The organism is Pseudonocardia sp. DxW (assembly GCF_058448985.1).
Genome location: NZ_JBZFLK010000001.1, coordinates 263698 through 280300, shown reverse-complemented (window position 1 = coordinate 280300; position 16603 = coordinate 263698). Strand labels below are relative to the sequence as shown.

Genomic DNA, 16603 nt, shown 5'->3' with positions numbered 1-16603 from the left:
TGATGCAAACGGCCGACGACCGGACGATCGGGCGCGGGAGAACTCGACCAGCGGTCTTGACAGTGATGGGGAGGTTGTGTGGTCGGCCTACTCGCGATCGGCCAGATGGAGCCGCAACATCGTATCCTCCGCCCACGCGGGGACAGCGTTCGTCCACGAAATCGTGATCATGACGACGAACGCGAGCGGTACCGAGAGCAGCGCGGGCTGGGCGAGCAGCATGCCCACCGTGCCGTCCAGGCCGAGCAGGGCGCCGAGTGCCATCGCGCCCACCGACGACGCCAGCCCGGTGACCATTCCGGCGTACGCCCCGCGCGCCGTCAACCCCTTCCACCACAGCCCGAGCACGAGCAGCGGGCAGAAGGTGGACGCGGCGACGGTGAAGGCCGAGGTCACGGCGGCGCTGACGTCGATCCGGACCATCAGCAGCGCGGCCGGGACGACAGCTGCCGAAGCGGCCAGGGCGGTCAGCCGCAGCCGGCGCAGCCCGGACGGCATGAGGTCGTGGGCGAGCGCGCCGGACAGGGCGAGCAGCAGCCCCAGCGAGGTGGCCAGGAAGGCGGCGAACGCGCCGGCGGTGAGCAGTGCGGTGAGCACCGCGGCGGTGCCGCCGTCGGTGACCCGGCCGGGCAGCGTGACGATCGCGGTGTCGGTGCCCTGGGAGAGGTACAGCTCCGGGGTGAGGACCGTCCCGAGCAGGCCGTAGACGATCGGGAACAGGTAGAACGCGCCCAGCATGGCGACCGTGATGGCGGCCGTCCGGCGGGCACCGCGGCCGTCCGGGCTGGTGTGGAAACGGACGATGATGTGCGGCAGCCCCATCGTCCCGAGCGCGGTGGCGACCAGCACCGACCAGGTCGCGAGCAGCGGCGCCGCGTCCCCGGTGCCGAGCAGCGGCAGCGCCCAGTCCTCCCCGCCGGGCACCGGCAGCGACGCCCTGTCGCCGCCGAGCTCGGGCACCGCCGCGCCGGCCGGGAAGGTCCAGACCTGGTCGGCGAGCGCCTCGTGCGGCCCGGGGGCGAGCGGGGTGGGCACGCCGTCCACGGTGACCGTCGTCGGTTCGGTGACGACGAGATCGGTGTCCAGCCGGAAGTCGACCGGCGTCTGCTGGGTGAAGTGGGTGAACTCGGGCGGCGCGGCCATGTCGGCGCGCAGCTGCGGTCCGGCGAGCAGCAGCAGCCAGATCGCCGGACCGGCGAAGAGCAGCAGCTTCAGCGCGAACTGGAACGCCTGCACGTAGGTGGCGGCCCGCATCCCGCCCAGCGCGAGCGTGACGCCCACCGCCAGGCCGGACACCACGACGCCGACCCAGTAGTCGACGCCGGACACCAGCGTGAGCAGCTGGCCCGCGGCGACGATCTGCGGGACGAGGTACAGCACCCCGATCACCACGACGACGACCGCGCAGAACCGGCGCAGCGACCGCGAGCCCAGCCGGGCCTCGGCGAACCCGGGCACGGTGAGCGCCCCGGTCCGCCGCATCGGGGCCGCGACGAGGGCGAGCATCAGCAGGTAGCCGGCGGTGAACCCGACCGGGTACCAGAGCGCGCCGGTGCCCTCCTTGATGACGAGCCCGGCGACCCCGAGGAACGACGCCGCCGACAGGTACTCGCCGGACACGGCGGCCGCGTTGAGCATCGGCGAGGTGCGCCGGGAGGCGACCAGGAAGTCCGACGTGGTCCGCATCGCGGCGACCCCGCGGGCGCCGATCAGGACCGTGACGAGCAGCAGCGTGACGACGGCGGCGACGGTCACGGGGAGGGGGCCCGATGGTCGGCGGTGGGCTGGGGCGCGGCGCCGGGGGAGCCCGCGGGGGCGCTGTCCGGGTCGCTGTCCGGCAGCGTGCCGCCGGGAGCTGCGCTGCCGCGGGCCGTGCCGCCGGTGCCGGTCCGGCCCACGACCGAGCCGTCGGCAATCGTGCGGCCGGAGCCGGAGTCACCTGCGACGGCGTCACCGGCGGGCTCCGTCCCGTCCGTCTCGTCCGGCCCGGCCCGCTCGGCCCGCTCGGCGCCGCGCAGGTGCCACCACGCGAGCAGCGCCAGCAGCGGATAGGGCAGCCAGGCGACGACGATCCAGCCGAGCGGCAGCCCGGCCACCCGCCACTCCGACAGGCCGGGGGCGACCCGCAGCAGCACCGGAACGCCGAGCAGCAGCAGCGCGCCGCACACCAGCGTCAGCGCGGCCCGCCCGACCTGGGCGCGGCGGGTGCGCCGGGCCAGCTCGGCGCGGGCCGGATCGAGGAGCGTCTCCGGCACCGGCCGGGACGGCACCGGGCGGGACCGCACGCCGGGTTCCGGCGGCGCGGTCACGGCGATCCGGCGCGGGCGGTTCATCGCGGTCCCCGGCCCTCGCCGCCGTCGTCCGCGGCACCGGTGGCGTGCGGGTCGAGCGCCCCGGAGGTGGCCGCCGCCATCAGCTGGTCGCGCAGCTCGCGGGCGTGCCGGCGGCTGACCGGCACGTCCCCGGCGTCGGTGTGCGCGAGCAGCCCGCCGCCGGCGTCGCTGCGCAGCTCCAGCACCGCCGGCAGGTAGAGCAGGAAGCTGCGGTGCACGCGGACGAAGCGGTGCGCGTCCCAGTGCTCCTCCAGCCGGGACAGCGGGATCCGGACCAGGTGCGAGCCGCCGGGGGTGTGCAGCCGCACGTAGTCGCCGTGCGCCTCGGCGAACCGGACGTCCTCACGGCGCACGTACCGGGTGCGCCCGGCCAGCTCGACCGGGAGCACGGCCAGCTCGTCGACCCGAGGGAGCGGCGGCCCGGCCGCGCCGTCCGGCGGTGCGGGCGCCGAGCTGCTCGCGGTCCGCCCGGCGCGGGCCCGGTGCACCCGTTCCAGCGCGTCCGCGAGCCGGTCCGCGCCGACCGGCTTGAGCAGGTAGTCCACCGCGCCGAGGCCGTAGGCGGCGACCGCGTGCTCCTCGAACGCCGTCACGAACACGATCTCCGGCGGGTTCGCCATCGCGGCCAGCACACCGCCCAGCTCCAGGCCGTCCATCCCGGGCATCGTGATGTCCAGCAGCACCGCGTCGAACGACCCGGTCGGGATCATGCGCAGCGCCTCGACGGCGTCCCCGGCCCGGGCGACGTGCCCGACGTCCGGGGCGTCGGCCAGCAGCGCGCAGATCTCGTCGAGAGCCGGGGCCACGTCGTCGACGGCGAGTACCCGGAGCCGGTCGGTCACGCGACCACCCCCGGCTGGAACCGCGGGACGCGCAGCACGATCCGGGTGCCCGCGCCGGGCGCGGTCTCGATCACCAGCCCGTGCTCCGGCCCGTACACGGCGCGCAGCCGCCGGTCGACGTTGACCAGCGCGAGCCCGGCCCCCTCGGCGGTGCCGGCGAGCACCGCGCGGGCGTGCTCCGGGTTCATGCCCGGGCCGTCGTCCTCGACCGCGATCACGCAGACATCGCCCTCCGCCTCGCCGCTGACCTGCACCAGTCCTCCGTCCGGGGTCCGCTCGACGCCGTGCTGCACGGCGTTCTCCACCAGCGGCTGCAGCGCCAGTACCGGGATCGGCACCGGCAGCACCTCCGGTGCCACGCGTACCTGTACCCGCAGGCGTTCACCGAGCACCGCGCGGGCCAGCGTCAGGTACGCCTCGACGGAACGGAACTCGTCGGCCAGCGGCGTGTAGTCGCCGCGTGCGGCGAGCGAGTGCCGGATGAACTCGGCGAAGGTCTCCAGCAGGTCACGGGCCCGGGACGGGTCCGAGCGGACGAACGACGCGATCGTGGTCAGCGCGTTGTAGACGAAGTGCGGCGAGATCTGCGCGCGCAGCTCCCGCAGCCGGGCGGCCTCGGCGTCGGCGGCGCCCGCCTCCAGCGCCGCGCGCTCCAGGGCGTCGGCGACGAAGCCTGCCGCGCGCCGGGCGGCCGGCAGCCCGACGGCGCCACCGAGCACCAGCACCGGGTCCAGGGCGGCCGGGTCCGGGTCGACCGGCACCGGTAGCGCGAGCAGGTCGCCCTCGGAGAGCCGCCGGCCGCCGGTGCGCGCCCGCAGGCCGAGCGCGAGACCGTCGTCGCGGCCCGGGCCCCACCAGGACTCGCCGCGGCCGGGCACCAGCAGCCCGGCGGCGTCGGCACCGCAGAGCACGGCGAGCCGGCGCAGCGCATCGACAGCGGCCGGGGAACCGGCTGGCGCGCGCAGCCCGGTGGCGACGGTGACGCCGGTCTCCAGCACCTCGGTGAGGTCCGGCTGCGCGGTCTCGCGGGGCGGCGCGGTGCGGAACCGGTCGGCGAACCGGGGCCGCAGACCGGTGCGGCCGCCGGACGCGCGTCCGCCGCGTTCGGAGTCCCCCTCGGCCGGCACCCGGTCAGAATAGGGTGCGGCGCGCCCCCGCGCGGCGCCCGTCACCGCCCCCGGGCGCTAGCCTGCGCCACGTGATCGGCTCATCCCGCCTCGCCACCCTCGATCCGCAGGTCGAGGGTGCGCTGCGGATGCCGGACGCCCGGTCGAGCCCGGTCCGCTCGCTGGTCACCCGGCTGCTGATCGCGCTGTTCGCGCTCGGTGCGACGACACTGAGCGTGTACTTCGGGCGGGACGGGTACCTGGACAACAACGGCGCCGGTGACATCTCGCTGATGGACGCGCTGTACTACGCCACGGTGTCGCTGTCGACGACCGGCTACGGCGACATCGTCCCGGTCACCCCGAGCGCCCGCGCCGTGAACATCGCGGTGATCACCCCGCTGCGGGTGCTGTTCCTGATCGTCCTCGTCGGGACGACCGTCGAGCTGCTCACCGAGCGGTCCCGGCAGTCCTTCCGGATCCAGCGCTGGAGGTCCCGCGTGCGCGACCACACCGTCGTCGTCGGCTACGGAACGAAGGGCCGGGCCGCGGTCGAGACGCTGCTGGGCGACGGCGTCGAGCCGGAGAAGATCGTGGTGGTGGACACCGACCGGGCCCGGCTCGACGTCGCGTCCGGGCTGGGCCTGGTGACCGTGTCGGGCAACGCGACCCGGTCGGCGGTGCTGCGGATCGCCGGGGTGCAGCTGGCGACGACGCTGGTGGTCGCGCTGGACCGGGACGACACCGCGGTGCTGGTCACGCTGACCGCCCGCGAGCTGTCCCGGTCGATCTCGATCGTGGCGGCCGTCCGGGAGGCGGAGAACGTGCACCTGCTGCGCCAGTCCGGGGCCAGCTCGGTGATCGTGTCGGACGAGACGGCGGGCCGGCTGCTGGGCGTCGCGACCCGGTCCCCGGCCGTCGTCGAGGTGGTCGAGGACCTGCTGACCCCGGACGCCGGGTTCGCCATCACCCAGCGCCAGGTGGAGCCGGCCGAGGTCGGCGGCTCGCCGCGGCACCTGCCCGACATCGTGCTGGGCGTCGTGCGCGGCGAGCAGCTCTACCGGGTCGACGCGCCAGCCGTCGACGCCCTGGAACGCGGCGACCAGCTGCTCTACGTGCGCAAGGCGACGCTCCCGGACGACTGACCGGGGAAGCTTGACCTGAACTGAACTTCAGATAGCACGGTGGTCGGCATGAGCCCTCCACTGACCACTCCCACCGCGTTCCGCTACGACGACCTGCCCGGGCTGCTGGCCCGGATGACCGGCGACGAGAAACACGATCCCGCCGCCCTGTCCACCCTCGACGTGCTGTGGGTGCTGTACGACCGGGTGCTGCGCGTCGGGCCCGGCCGCGCCGACGACCCGGGCCGCGACCGGTTCCTGCTGTCGAAGGGGCACGGACCGATGGCGCTGTACGCCGTCCTCGCCGCGCAGGGCTTCCTGGACCCGGACGAGCTGTCCGGTTTCGCCCGGTTCGGCTCCCCGCTCGGGCACCATCCCGACCGCACCCTGGTGCCGGGGGTCGAGATCTCCTCCGGCTCGCTCGGCCACGGCCTCGGCCTGGCGGTCGGGACGGCGCTCGGGCTGCGGCTGTCCGGCCGCGCCGCGCGCACCGTCGTGCTGGTCGGCGACGCCGAGCTCGACGAGGGCTCGAACGCCGAGGCCGTCCAGTACGCCGGCCGGGCCGGTCTGGACGGGCTGACCACGGTCGTCGTCGACAACTCGTCGGCGACCCACGGCTGGCCGGGCGGGATCGCCGCCAGGTTCGCCGTCGAGGGCTGGGCGACCGTCGACGTCGACGGCCGCGACCACGACGCGCTGCACCGCGCCCTCACCGTCCCGCACGCCGGCCGGCCGCTGGCCGTCGTCGCCCACGTCGAACCGAAGGAGGCCCGCTGATGGCCGCCCCTGTGCCCACCCCTGCCCCCGCCCCTGTGCCCACCCCTGCCCCCGCCGCTGTGCCCGCCCCTGTACCTGTCCCTGTTCCGTCCTTTGCTCTGCTTACCGGCCCGCAGCGGTCCGCCGACCAGCGGGAACGCTTTTACCACCTGCTGCCCGAGCTGCTCGCCGCCGATCCGCGGGCGGTCGCCCTGCTCGCCGACATCGGCGCCGGATACGTCGACCTGCCGCCGTCGGTCGCGGACCGGATGGTGAACCTCGGGATCCGCGAGCAGCTGCTCGTCTCGGCCGCCGGCGGGCTCGCCCTGACCGGGATGCGGCCGATCGTGCACACCTTCGCGCCGTTCCTCGTCGAGCGCCCCTACGAGCAGCTCAAGCTGGACCTCGGGCACCAGGGGGTCGGCGCGCTGCTGGTCTCGGCCGGCGCGTCCTACGACATGGCGGGTGCCGGCGAGACCCACTTCGGGTCCCGGGACGTGCCGCTGCTCGACACCCTGGACGACTGGACGGTGCACGTCCCCGGGCACGCCGACGAGGCCGAGACGCTGATCCGGGCCGCGCTGCCCGGCGACGACCGGGTCTACGTCCGGCTCGCCGGCACGTCGAACGCGCGCCCGCTGGGCGCCGGTCCGGTCCCGTCGGTGCTGCGCCGGGGGAGCCGGGGCACGGTGGTCGCGGTCGGGCCGCTCGCCGACCGGACCCTGGCCGCCGTCGCCGATCTCGACGTCACGGTGCTGTACGCGGCGACCGTCCGCCCGTTCGACGCCGGCCCGCTGGTCGCGACCCTGTCCGAGCCGGACGTCGTGCTCGTCGAGCCCTACCTGGCCGGCACCTCGGTCCGGCAGGTGTCCGGCGCGCTGGCCGGGATCCGGCACCGGGTGCTCGGGCTCGGCGTCGGGCCCGCCGAGCTGCGCCGCTACGGCACCCCGGCCGAGCACGACGCCGCGCACGGGCTGGACGTCGCGGGCATCCGCCGGTCGGTCACCGCGTTCCTCTCGTAGGGTCGCGGGGTGCGCCTCGCCACCTGGAACGTGAACTCGGCGAAGTCCCGGCTGCCCCGCCTGCTGCCCTGGCTGGACGAGCGGCAGCCGGACGTCGTCTGCCTGCAGGAGACCAAGCTGTCCGACGACGACTTCGCCGCCACCTTCGACGACGAGCTCGCCGCCCGCGGCTACGCCGTCGCCCACCACGGCGAGGGCCGGTGGAACGGGGTGGCGGTGCTGTCCCGGGCCGGGCTCGACGACGTCGTGCGCGGCCTGCCCGACGAGCCGGTGTTCGCCGAGGGCGGGCGCACCGGGCCGGACGCCCGGGCCGTCACCGCGACCTGCGGCGGGCTGCGGGTGACCTCGGTGTACGTCCCGAACGGGCGCACCCCGGACGACCCGCACTACGCCTACAAGCTGCGCTGGCTGGACGCGCTGCGGGCGCTGGTCGCGGCCGGCGACCCGGCGACGACGGTGGTCGCCGGGGACATGAACATCGCCCCCACCGACGACGACGTGTGGGACCGCCCGGCGTTCGACGGCGCCACCCACGTCACCCCGGACGAGCGGGCCGCGCTGGCCGCGCTGACCGCCACCGGGCTGCACGACGTGGTGCGGGACCGCTGGCCCGCCGAGCGCGTCTTCAGCTACTGGGACTACCGGGCCGGCCGGTTCCACCAGGACCAGGGCATGCGGATCGACCTGGTGCTGGCCGGCGACGGTCCGGCGGCCCGCCGCGCGGCGGCCTGGGTGGACCGCAAGGCCCGCAAGGGCAAGCTGCCCAGCGACCACGCGCCGGTGCTGCTCGACCTCGACGAGGCCCCGGACGGCGACATCGGCCCGATGGTGCCGCCGCCGTCGTCCCCGGTACCACTGGTCCGGAAGAAGTAGCCACTCACCGAGCCCCCTTGCGAGAGGGTGTGATTCGTGTTGCAACGTTCGGAGCAACGCTGGTAGCCCACCGCATGTGGATCGCTACTCTCGGGGGAAGACCATGAACCAGAACCGCATCGGCCGCACCGTCGGGGCGTCCGTCGCCGCGTTCGCGCTCGTCGGACTCACCGCCTGTGGCGGCGAGACCCCGTCGATCCCGACCGACCTGCCGGAGGTGCCCGGCATCGGGGACCCGCGGCAGGCGTTCGGCGACGCGCACCAGAAGGCACTCGGGCTCGCCGCGCTCGGCGGCATCGGCCTGGAGCAGGGCGTCGGCGAGCAGGTGCAGAACCTCGCGCCGCAGGTGCAGCAGGAGGGCCAGCAGCTCACCGAGCGGCTGCGCGGGCTCGCGTCCGGCATCGGTGTCTCGCTGCCGGACCAGGTCTCGCCCGAGGTCCAGGCCCAGGTGGACGACCTGGCGGCCCGGACCGGCGAGCAGTTCGACCAGGGCTGGCTGCAGGCCGCGCAGGAGCAGGTCGGGCAGCTGAACGAGCAGGCGCAGGGGCTGCTGAACGTGCCCGGCCTGCCGCAGGAGCAGATCGACCAGGCCCGCGCCCAGCTGACCAACCTGGGTGAGCTGAAGACGCAGCTGGACGAGGCCGCGGCGGCCGCGGGCGCGGCGACCCCCGGCGGCGACGGCGCGGGCGCTGACGGTTCGGGCGGCACTGACGGTTCCGGTGGCACTGACGGTTCCGGTGGCACTGATGGTTCGGGTGGCACTGACGGTTCCGGTGGCGCCGACGGCGGCTCCGGCTCCGGCGGGGCCGGCCAGGCCGCCGGGCCGGACGCCGGTGGGCAGGCCGGTGACGGTTCCGGTTCCGGTTCCGCCGGTGCCCCCGCGGTCGACGCGGGCACCGGTGGCCAGGCCGCGTCGCCGTCCGACGTCGCGCTGCCGGTGGCGCTCGGCGGCGCCGGGCTCGCACTGCTGGTCGCCGGCGCGGTCCGGCTGCGCCGCTCGCGCGCGTGAGCCCGCGGCGCCGGCGCCCGCGCGAGGGTGCCCGGGGGGCGGCGGTCCTGCTGCTCCTGGGCACCGCGCTGCTGGGCACCGGCGCCGGGCTCGCCGCGGGCGGTGACGGCCCGCGGATCACCGCCGAGGCACTCGGCGAGGTGCCCGCCGGTGCGGCGGCGCCGCTGCGGCCGGTCCCGGCCGCCGCGGCCCTGCCGGTGCTCGCCCCGCCGCCCCCGCCGCCCGCATCCCCGGCGCCGCCGCCGTGGCTGGTCTCGGCGGTGCACCCGCTTCCCGCGTCGGCCACGTCCCGCCCGGTGCTGCCGGCGACCCTGGAGCTCCCGGACCGCGGGATCACCGCCCCCGTCGAACCGGTCGGCACCGGGCCGGACGGCGGGATGGTCGTCCCCGAACAGGTCCGGCACGTCGGCTGGTGGGCGCCGGGCGTCCTGCCCGGCGGCGCGGCCGGCAGCGCGGTCCTCGCCGGACACGTCGACTCACGCACCCAGGGCGTCGGAGTGCTGGCGGTGCTGCCCGAGCTCGCCGACGGCGAGCCGGTCGTCGTCCGCGGCCCGGACGGCCGGTCCGCGACGTTCCGGGTCGTCGCCCGCCGCGAGTACGGCAAGTACGACCTGCCCCGCGACGTGTTCCGCCGCGACGGCGCCCCGCAGCTCGTCCTGATCACCTGTGGCGGGACGTTCGATCCGGTGGCCGGCGGCTACGACTCGAACATCGTGGTCTACGCCGTCCCCGCGTGACCGGGTGTCCGGGTCCGGGGCCCGGCCGGGAGCGCCTACCCTGACCTGCGTGAGCACCTCCACCGCGACCGACACCGCCCTGTCCGGAGACTCCGAGGCCCCGGAGCTCGCCGCCGTCCGGGACGCCGCGCAGCGCGCCCGGGCCGCCGCCCCGGCGGTGCGGGCCGCGGGGGAGGGCCGGATCGACGACGCGCTGCGGGCGGCCGCCGCGCTGATCCGCGGCCGAGCCGTCGAGCTGCTCGACGTCAACGCCGCCGAGGTCACCGCCGCGGGGCGCAACGGGATGGCGGCCGGGCTGCTCGACCGGCTCCGGCTGGACGAGGAGCGCCTCGCCGGCATCGCCACCCAGCTGGAGGTGCTCGCCGCGACCCCCGAGCCGCCGACCGAGTGGCCGGTCCGCACCCTGGAGACCGGGGAGCGGGTGTTCGAGCGGCGAATCCCGGTCGGCGTCATCGGCGCCGTCTTCGAGGCCCGCCCGAACGTCACCGTCGACGTCGCCTCGCAGGTGCTCAAGGCGCGCAGCGCCGCCGTGCTGCGGACCGGCTCGGCCGCGCTGGCCAGTGCCACCGCGCTCGTCGAGCAGGTGCTGCGCCCCGCGCTGACCGAGGCCGGACTGCCCGCCGAGGCGGTCCAGCTCGTCCCGCTGCCCGGGCACGCCGGCGCCGAGGCGCTGGTCGGGCTGCCCGACCTGGTCCCGCTGGTCGTCGTGCGCGGCTCCGGCGAGGTCACCCGCAGGCTGACGCTGCTCGGCGCGACCGCGGGCACCCGCGTCCTCGCGCACGCCGACGGCGGCGGCGTGCTCTACCTGGACTCGTCCGCGACCCCGGACGACGTCACCCGGCTGGTCACCGACTCGACCGACCGGCTCGGCGTCTGCAACCGGCTGAACCTGCTGCTGGTCGACCGGCCCGTCTACGACACCCTGCTGCCGGTCGCGAGGGCCGCCCTGGACGCCCGCGGCATCACGCTGTCCGAGCCGCCGCACGGCCACCGGCTCGGCCACGAGTGGGCGCTGGACTCCGGCGCCGAGGCGCACGTGACCGTCGCCGCCGTCGACGGCCCGGACGACGCCGCCGACACCGCCGCCCGGGAGACCTCCGGGCTGGCGGCGACGATCTGCGCGTCCGACGCCGACGTCGCGCAGCGGTTCATCGACCGCTACACCGGCACCGGGGTGTTCTGGAACACCACCTCCCGGCTGCTCGACGGCTACAAGCTGCTCGGCCTGCCGGAGACCGGGATCAACGTCGACCACACCCCCGGCCCGCGCGGCCCGGTCACCTACCGTGACCTTGGGCTGCGCCAGTTCGTGGTGCTGCCGCCCGCCTGAGCGCGGCACTCTGTCGGTGCCGCGGGTTAGCCTCGCCGTGTGTCCGTGACTGATCAGCCCGCTGCCACGCTCCCGCTGCACCGGGCGACGCTTCCGAACGGTCTGCGCGTGCTCGTCGTGCCGGACCCGGCGACCCCGGCGGTCGGCGTCGCGGTGCACGTCGACGTCGGGTTCCGCTCCGAGCCGGAGGGGCGCACCGGCTTCGCGCACCTGTTCGAGCACCTGATGTTCCAGGGCAGCGAGAGCCTGGAGAAGCTGGAGCACTTCCGCCAGGTGCAGTCCGCGGGCGGCATCTTCAACGGCTCCACCCACCAGGACTACACCGACTACTTCGAGGTGCTGCCCGGCGCCGCGCTGGACCGGGCGCTGTTCCTGGAGGCCGACCGGCTGCGCGCGCCGAAGCTGACCGAGGAGAACCTGCACAACCAGGTCGACGTCGTCAAGGAGGAGATCCGGCTCAACGTCCACAACCGCCCCTACGGCGGCTTCCCGTGGATCCTGCTGCCGCCGGTCCTCTACGACTCCTTCCCCAACGCGCACAACGGCTACGGCGACTTCTCCGAGCTCGAACAGGCGAGCCTGGACGACGCGGCGGCCTTCTTCGACACCTTCTACGCCCCGGGGAACGCGCTGGTCACCGTGCACGGTGACCTCGGCGGGCACGGGGTGGACGGCACGCTCGCACTCGTCGAGCGGCACTTCGGCGACATCCCGGCCCGCCCGGTGCCGCAGCGGCCGTCGTTCGCCGAGCCGGTGCCGGGCACCGAGCGGCGGCAGAGCGTGACCGACGCGCACGCCCCGCTGCCCGCGCTCGCCCTCGGCTACCGGGTGCCGGATCCGACCACCGATCCCGACGGCTACCTCGCGCACGCGATGCTGGCCTCCGTCCTGACCGACGGCGAGGCCGCCCGGCTGCAGCGCCGCCTGGTGCACCGGGACGGCTCGGTGACCGACGTGTCGGCGTCCAACGGGCTGATGGGCGGCCCGTTCGACGCCCGCGACCCGGACACGTTCACGATCACCGCGGTGCACCCGGCCGAGGTCACCCCGGACCGGGTGACGGCCGCCGTCGACGAGGAGCTCGACCGGCTCGCCGAGCAGGGCCCGGACATCGCCGAGCTGGCCCGCCAGTCCGCCCGCTGGACGGCGGCGCTGCACCGGGAGGACGACCGGGTGATGTACCGGATGCTCGGGCTCGGCTCCCGGGAGCTGCTCTACGGCCGGGCCGAGCTCGCCCTGGAGCTGCCCGCCCGGCTGGCCGCGCTCGGCACCGCCGACGTCGCGGCCGCGGCCGCGCGGCTGCGCAGCGCGGGCCGTGCGGTGCTGACCGTCGAACCGGCCTCGCCCGGGGTCGCCGAGTGAACCGGGCGAGGCACCGCGCCGCCGCCCGGCCGCCCCGGCGAGCCCGCGCCGTCCACCGCACCCGTCCACCCGGCGCCGCCCGCCCCGCCGGGGGCCACGGCACCGCCCACCACCGAGAGGGAGCCGCCGCGTGACCGCCGTCCGCACCCACCGCAGTGCCGAGGAGATCGGCCGCACCGAGCGGGGCCCGCGCGAGCTGCCCGCGCTGGGCCGCACCAGGCCGGTGCCGCTGCCCGAGGTCGTGACCGGGACACTCCCGAACGGGCTGACCGTGATCGCCGCCCGCCGGCCGGGGGTGCCGCTGGTCGAGACCGTGCTGCGGATCCCGGCGGCGTCCCCCGCCGACTCGGCGGACGCCGGATGGACCGCCGGGATGGAGCTCGTCGCCGAGACGATGCTGAACGGCACCGCCTCCCGGGACCGGGTCGGTATCGACGACGAGCTGGCCGGCGTGGGCGGCGAGCTGGGCGTCGGCGTCGATCCGGAGTGGCTGCAGATCGGCGGCTCCGCGCTGGCGTCCGGGCTGCCGGTCGTGCTCGACGTGCTGGCCGACGTGCTCACCGGCGCCACCCACCCCGACGACGAGGTGCTCCGCGAGCGTTCCCGGCTCGCCGAGCGGATCGCGGTGGCCCGGGCGCAGCCGCGCACGGTCGCCCGCGAGGCGCTGATGCGCAAGCGCTTCGGCGACCATCCGATCGTCTCCGAGATGCCCACCGCGGCCGCGGTCGCCGAGATCACGCCGGACCGGGTGCGGGAGCTGCACGCCGGCACCGTCGTGCCCGGCGGGGCCCGGCTGGTGCTGGTCGGCGACATCGACCCGGAGGCCGCGATCGCCGAGGTCACCGCCCGCCTCGGCGGCTGGTCCGGCGCGCACCCGGCCCGCCGGCTGTCGCCGCCGCCCGCGCCCGCCGCCGGCGATCTCGAGCTGGTGCACCGGCCCGGGTCGGTGCAGTCCCAGATCCGGCTCACCGCGCCCGGCCTGGACCGCACCGACCAGCGCTACACCGCGTTCCAGCTCGCCAACCTGGTGTTCGGCGGCTACTTCTCCTCGCGCTGGATGGAGAACGTGCGCGAGGACAAGGGCTACACCTACGGCGCGCACTCCGGCCAGGAGTTCGTGCCCGGCGGGGCGGTGCTGGGGCTCGACGTCGACGTCGCGTCCGACGTCACCGCGGCCGCGCTCCTCGAGACCCGCTACGAGCTGGGCCGGATGATCGCCGTCCCGCCCACCGAGCAGGAGGTCGAGTCGGCCCGCCGGTACGCGATCGGGTCGCTGCTGATCTCGCTGGACAGCCAGTCCGCGCTGGCCGGGACGCTGTCCGCACTCGACGCCGTCGGGCTCGGTGTCGAGTGGCTCCGGGACCGCCCGCAACGACTGGAGGCGGTCACCGTCGACGAGGTCGCCGAGGCGGCCGCGCAGCTGTTCGCGCCGGCCCGGTTCACCGGTGTGGTCGTCGGCGACGCCGAGGCGATCGGCTCCCGGCTCGCGGCGCTCGGCGGGGTGAGCCTCCGGTGAGCGGCGCCGCCTCCCGCCGGGGTGACTTCACCCTGCTCGAGCAGCCCGTGCTCTCCCGCAACGCGCTGGTCCGCGACGAGAACCTGCGGCTCGACCCGGACTACGTGCGCGACTCCTGGCCGAAGGCCCGGGTGGTCGTCATCGACGAGTCCGGGCGCACCCCGGTCGACTGGCAGGTCGACCCGGCCCGCGAGTTCCGCGAGGGCGACGCCGCCGCCTGGGACGCCGCCGCCGGCCGCAACGGCCGGGTCCGCACCCGCACCGGCTCCGACATCGCCCCGGAGCCCCCCGAGGAGGCCGTCCTGCTCGGGGAGGCCGACGGCGTCCCGTACTGGGCGGTGCGGATCGGCTCCGCGAAGACCGCCGACAGCGACGTGTTCGCGGGCGGGCCGGGGGAGTGGACCGACCTGCGGGCGGCCGGGGCGTTCCTCGACCCGCTCGGCTCCGGGCTCCTCACCGGCGCGGTCGCCACCCTGAACTGGCACGACCGGTCCCGGTTCTGCGCCGTCGACGGCACCCGCACCCGTCCGCAGAGCGCCGGCTGGGCCCGCCGCTGCGAGAACGGGCACGAGGAGTACCCGCGCACCGACCCGGCGATCATCTGCCTGGTGCACGACGGCGCCGACCGGGTCCTGCTCGCCCGGCAGCCGGTCTGGCCGGTCGGCCGCTACTCGGTGCTCGCCGGCTTCGTCGAGTCCGGCGAGTCGCTGGAGGCGTGCGTGCAGCGGGAGATCGCCGAGGAGGTCGGGATCGAGGTCACCGACGTCCGCTACCTGGGCAGCCAGGCGTGGCCGTTCCCACGGTCGCTGATGGTCGGCTTCCACGCCATCGGCGATCCGGAGGCCCCGCTGCAGCCGGCCGAGGGCGAGATCGCCGAGGCACTCTGGATCACCCGCGCGCACCTGCGGGCCGCGCTCGCCCGCGGGGACTGGGGCAGCCGCGACGACGACGCGGCCGGTACCGACACCGACCCGGTCGTCATGCTGCCGGGCACGGTCTCGATCGCCCGCACCATGCTGGAGTCCTGGGCGGCGGCCGGGGACTGACCCGCCGACGCACGACGGCGGCCCGGGCAGTGCCCGGGCCGCCGTGCGCTCGCCGGCGTGTCTTCTCCGCCGTGCCCTCCCCGGTGGCCGGGATCAGACGCCGAGGCGCTGCCTGACCTCGGCGAAGCTCGGGTTGGTCGCCACCGACTCGTCGGGGAACACGACGGTCGGGACGGTGCGGTTCCCGCCGTTGGCCTGCTCGACGAACGCGACGGCATCCGGCTCGCGCTCGATGTCGATCTCCCGGTAGCCGATGCCGGCCTCGTCGAGCTGGAGCTTCAGCCGGCGGCAGAAGCCGCACCAGCTGGTCGTGTACATGGTCAGGTCCGCCATGACCGGTGCAACGGCCCGCGACCCGCGGATCTTCCCGGCGCCATCTCTTTCCGATCCGGCAACACACTTGACTTGCCGACATGGCACATGATTTGGTTGCCGCTATGGAAAACGAATCGGTCGCCCGTGACGCGTTGCGGGACCTGGAGTCCGACCGTGCCGCGCTCGCCGGCCGGATCGTCGCGCCGGCCTGGTTGCACGCCGCGTTCGCGCTGGCGGCGGCGTGGTACGTGCTGGTGCCCGCGTTCGGTGAGCCCGTCCGCGCGCCGGCGGTGTGGGTCCTGGCGCTCGTGCTCCTGGTGCTGCTGTGGCTGCACCGGCGGATCACCGGCATCCGTCCGCGCTCCGTGGGCGGCCGGGGATGGGCCGTGTTCGCCGTCGCCTGCGTGGCGGTGCTGGTGCTCCTCGTCGTCTCGCTGGGGCTGGTGGCATCGCTGTCACCGTGGTGGGCGCTGGCCCCGGCGGTCGTCTGCTTCGGCGTCGTGTACTGGGCCAACGTCGCGTTCGAGCGTCTGACCATGGAGAACCTGCGCCGTGGAGCCTGATCGGAACGAATCGGCCGAGCTCGGTTTCGACGACACCATCCACGCCCCCGTGCGGCTCCGGATCAGCGGGCTGCTGCGGCACGTCGAGCAGATCGACTTCGCGGTGCTCCGGGACACCCTCGGGATCACCGACGCCACGCTGTCCAAGCATCTGCGGATCCTGGTCGAGGCGGGCTACGCGACCACCACGAAGTCCCGCTCGGCGACCCGGTCCGACGCCCGCCGGCTCACCTGGATCGCGCAGACCCGCAGCGGGCGGGCCGCCTTCGACGCGCACGTCGAGGAGCTGCGCCGGATCGCGGCCGGCACGATCAGCGAGTCCGCCCCACCGCCCTGACCGAGTCCGCGGGCTCACTCGGCACCGGTCTTGCCCTGCAACATCGCCGGCTCCGGCCCGGATTCCCAGCGCTCGCGTCCCCGACCCCGCGGCCCGGTGTCCGACGCAGCGGCCTCCGGCTCCGCGACCGCCCGGATCCCGACCTCGTCCGGATGGTGCGCGACCCGCTGTGGGCCGATGCGCGCGGACGTCGCGCGGCCGGTCTGCGCGAACCCCACCGGCCGAGGCCACGAGCCGACGCGACCGCCGCAGATCCGCGCTCGACCGCCCCGACCTTGCGCGGCCGCCCCGAGCCGTGCGCGACCACCTCGACCCTGCCGACCGCCCCGATC

Annotated in this window: 18 protein-coding genes; 12 read left to right on the top strand and 6 right to left on the bottom strand. The window is 75.8% G+C overall.

Features of this window, described 5'->3' with window-relative positions:
• Positions 1 to 87: 87 nt before the first annotated feature.
• The 4 genes from ACVJO7_RS01365 to ACVJO7_RS01350 are packed head-to-tail and all read right to left on the bottom strand — an operon-like array spanning position 88 to position 4245.
• Positions 88 to 1755, bottom strand: coding sequence for a sodium/solute symporter (locus ACVJO7_RS01365; RefSeq protein WP_344022432.1), 1668 nt, complete (start codon positions 1753 to 1755; stop codon positions 88 to 90).
• Complete coding sequence (locus ACVJO7_RS01360) at positions 1752 to 2333, bottom strand: hypothetical protein (RefSeq protein WP_491671363.1); 582 nt, start codon at positions 2331 to 2333, stop codon at positions 1752 to 1754. Before ACVJO7_RS01360 ends, ACVJO7_RS01365 begins: the two co-directional genes overlap by 4 nt.
• Positions 2330 to 3175 carry a LytR/AlgR family response regulator transcription factor gene (locus ACVJO7_RS01355; RefSeq protein ID WP_491671362.1) on the bottom strand — a complete coding sequence of 282 codons (846 nt, stop codon included), beginning with the start codon at positions 3173 to 3175 and terminating at the stop codon, positions 2330 to 2332. The genes ACVJO7_RS01360 and ACVJO7_RS01355 overlap by 4 nt, the downstream gene beginning before the upstream one ends.
• Entirely contained in the window at positions 3172 to 4245 is a 1074-nt protein-coding gene (locus ACVJO7_RS01350; protein WP_491671566.1) for a sensor histidine kinase, read from the bottom strand. The genes ACVJO7_RS01355 and ACVJO7_RS01350 overlap by 4 nt, the downstream gene beginning before the upstream one ends.
• 185 nt (positions 4246 to 4430) lie before the next feature.
• On the opposite strand from ACVJO7_RS01350, the gene ACVJO7_RS01345 reads away from it, so the two are divergent.
• From ACVJO7_RS01345 to nudC, 10 genes are all read left to right on the top strand, one after another.
• Positions 4431 to 5426: a potassium channel family protein gene (locus ACVJO7_RS01345; RefSeq protein ID WP_491671565.1), complete on the top strand. Its 996-nt coding sequence runs from the start codon at positions 4431 to 4433 to the stop codon at positions 5424 to 5426.
• Positions 5427 to 5474: 48 nt separating this feature from the next.
• Entirely contained in the window at positions 5475 to 6182 is a 708-nt protein-coding gene (locus ACVJO7_RS01340) for a thiamine pyrophosphate-binding protein (protein ID WP_491671361.1), read from the top strand.
• 98 nt (positions 6183 to 6280) lie between these two features.
• Positions 6281 to 7183: a transketolase family protein gene (locus ACVJO7_RS01335; protein ID WP_491671564.1), complete on the top strand. Its 903-nt coding sequence runs from the start codon at positions 6281 to 6283 to the stop codon at positions 7181 to 7183.
• Positions 7184 to 7192: 9 nt separating this feature from the next.
• Positions 7193 to 8056 (top strand): exodeoxyribonuclease III, encoded by an 864-nt coding sequence (locus ACVJO7_RS01330; protein ID WP_491671360.1) that lies wholly within the window; start codon positions 7193 to 7195, stop codon positions 8054 to 8056.
• 103 nt (positions 8057 to 8159) lie between these two features.
• A complete protein-coding gene (locus ACVJO7_RS01325; RefSeq protein ID WP_491671359.1) occupies positions 8160 to 9065 on the top strand; it encodes a DUF4142 domain-containing protein in 906 nt (301 codons plus the stop codon).
• Positions 9062 to 9802, top strand: coding sequence for a class F sortase (locus tag ACVJO7_RS01320; RefSeq protein WP_491671358.1), 741 nt, complete (start codon positions 9062 to 9064; stop codon positions 9800 to 9802). The genes ACVJO7_RS01325 and ACVJO7_RS01320 overlap by 4 nt, the downstream gene beginning before the upstream one ends.
• Positions 9803 to 9851: 49 nt before the next feature.
• A complete protein-coding gene (locus tag ACVJO7_RS01315; protein ID WP_491671357.1) occupies positions 9852 to 11132 on the top strand; it encodes an aldehyde dehydrogenase family protein in 1281 nt (426 codons plus the stop codon).
• A gap of 39 nt (positions 11133 to 11171) precedes the next feature.
• The gene (locus ACVJO7_RS01310) at positions 11172 to 12494 is read left to right on the top strand and encodes a M16 family metallopeptidase (protein ID WP_491671356.1); all 1323 of its coding nucleotides are present in this window, start codon (positions 11172 to 11174) and stop codon (positions 12492 to 12494) included.
• Positions 12495 to 12624: 130 nt separating this feature from the next.
• Positions 12625 to 14010, top strand: a complete 1386-nt coding sequence (locus tag ACVJO7_RS01305; protein WP_491671355.1) for a M16 family metallopeptidase — start codon at positions 12625 to 12627, stop codon at positions 14008 to 14010.
• The gene (gene nudC, locus ACVJO7_RS01300; protein WP_491671354.1) at positions 14007 to 15056 is read left to right on the top strand and encodes an NAD(+) diphosphatase; all 1050 of its coding nucleotides are present in this window, start codon (positions 14007 to 14009) and stop codon (positions 15054 to 15056) included. The genes ACVJO7_RS01305 and nudC overlap by 4 nt, the downstream gene beginning before the upstream one ends.
• 93 nt (positions 15057 to 15149) lie before the next feature.
• On the opposite strand, the gene ACVJO7_RS01295 is transcribed toward nudC, so the two are convergent.
• Positions 15150 to 15374, bottom strand: a complete 225-nt coding sequence (locus ACVJO7_RS01295) for a glutaredoxin domain-containing protein (protein WP_491671353.1) — start codon at positions 15372 to 15374, stop codon at positions 15150 to 15152.
• A 119-nt stretch (positions 15375 to 15493) separates the two neighbouring features.
• Here ACVJO7_RS01295 and ACVJO7_RS01290 point away from each other — a divergent pair, with 119 nt between their 5' ends.
• Both ACVJO7_RS01290 and ACVJO7_RS01285 read left to right on the top strand, forming a co-directional pair.
• Entirely contained in the window at positions 15494 to 15934 is a 441-nt protein-coding gene (locus ACVJO7_RS01290; RefSeq protein WP_491671352.1) for a hypothetical protein, read from the top strand.
• Positions 15924 to 16271: a transcriptional regulator gene (locus ACVJO7_RS01285; protein ID WP_491671351.1), complete on the top strand. Its 348-nt coding sequence runs from the start codon at positions 15924 to 15926 to the stop codon at positions 16269 to 16271. Before ACVJO7_RS01290 ends, ACVJO7_RS01285 begins: the two co-directional genes overlap by 11 nt.
• A 14-nt stretch (positions 16272 to 16285) precedes the next feature.
• On the opposite strand, the gene ACVJO7_RS01280 is transcribed toward ACVJO7_RS01285, so the two are convergent.
• Positions 16286 to 16489 carry a hypothetical protein gene (locus ACVJO7_RS01280; protein WP_491671350.1) on the bottom strand — a complete coding sequence of 68 codons (204 nt, stop codon included), beginning with the start codon at positions 16487 to 16489 and terminating at the stop codon, positions 16286 to 16288.
• Positions 16490 to 16603: the final 114 nt, after the last annotated feature.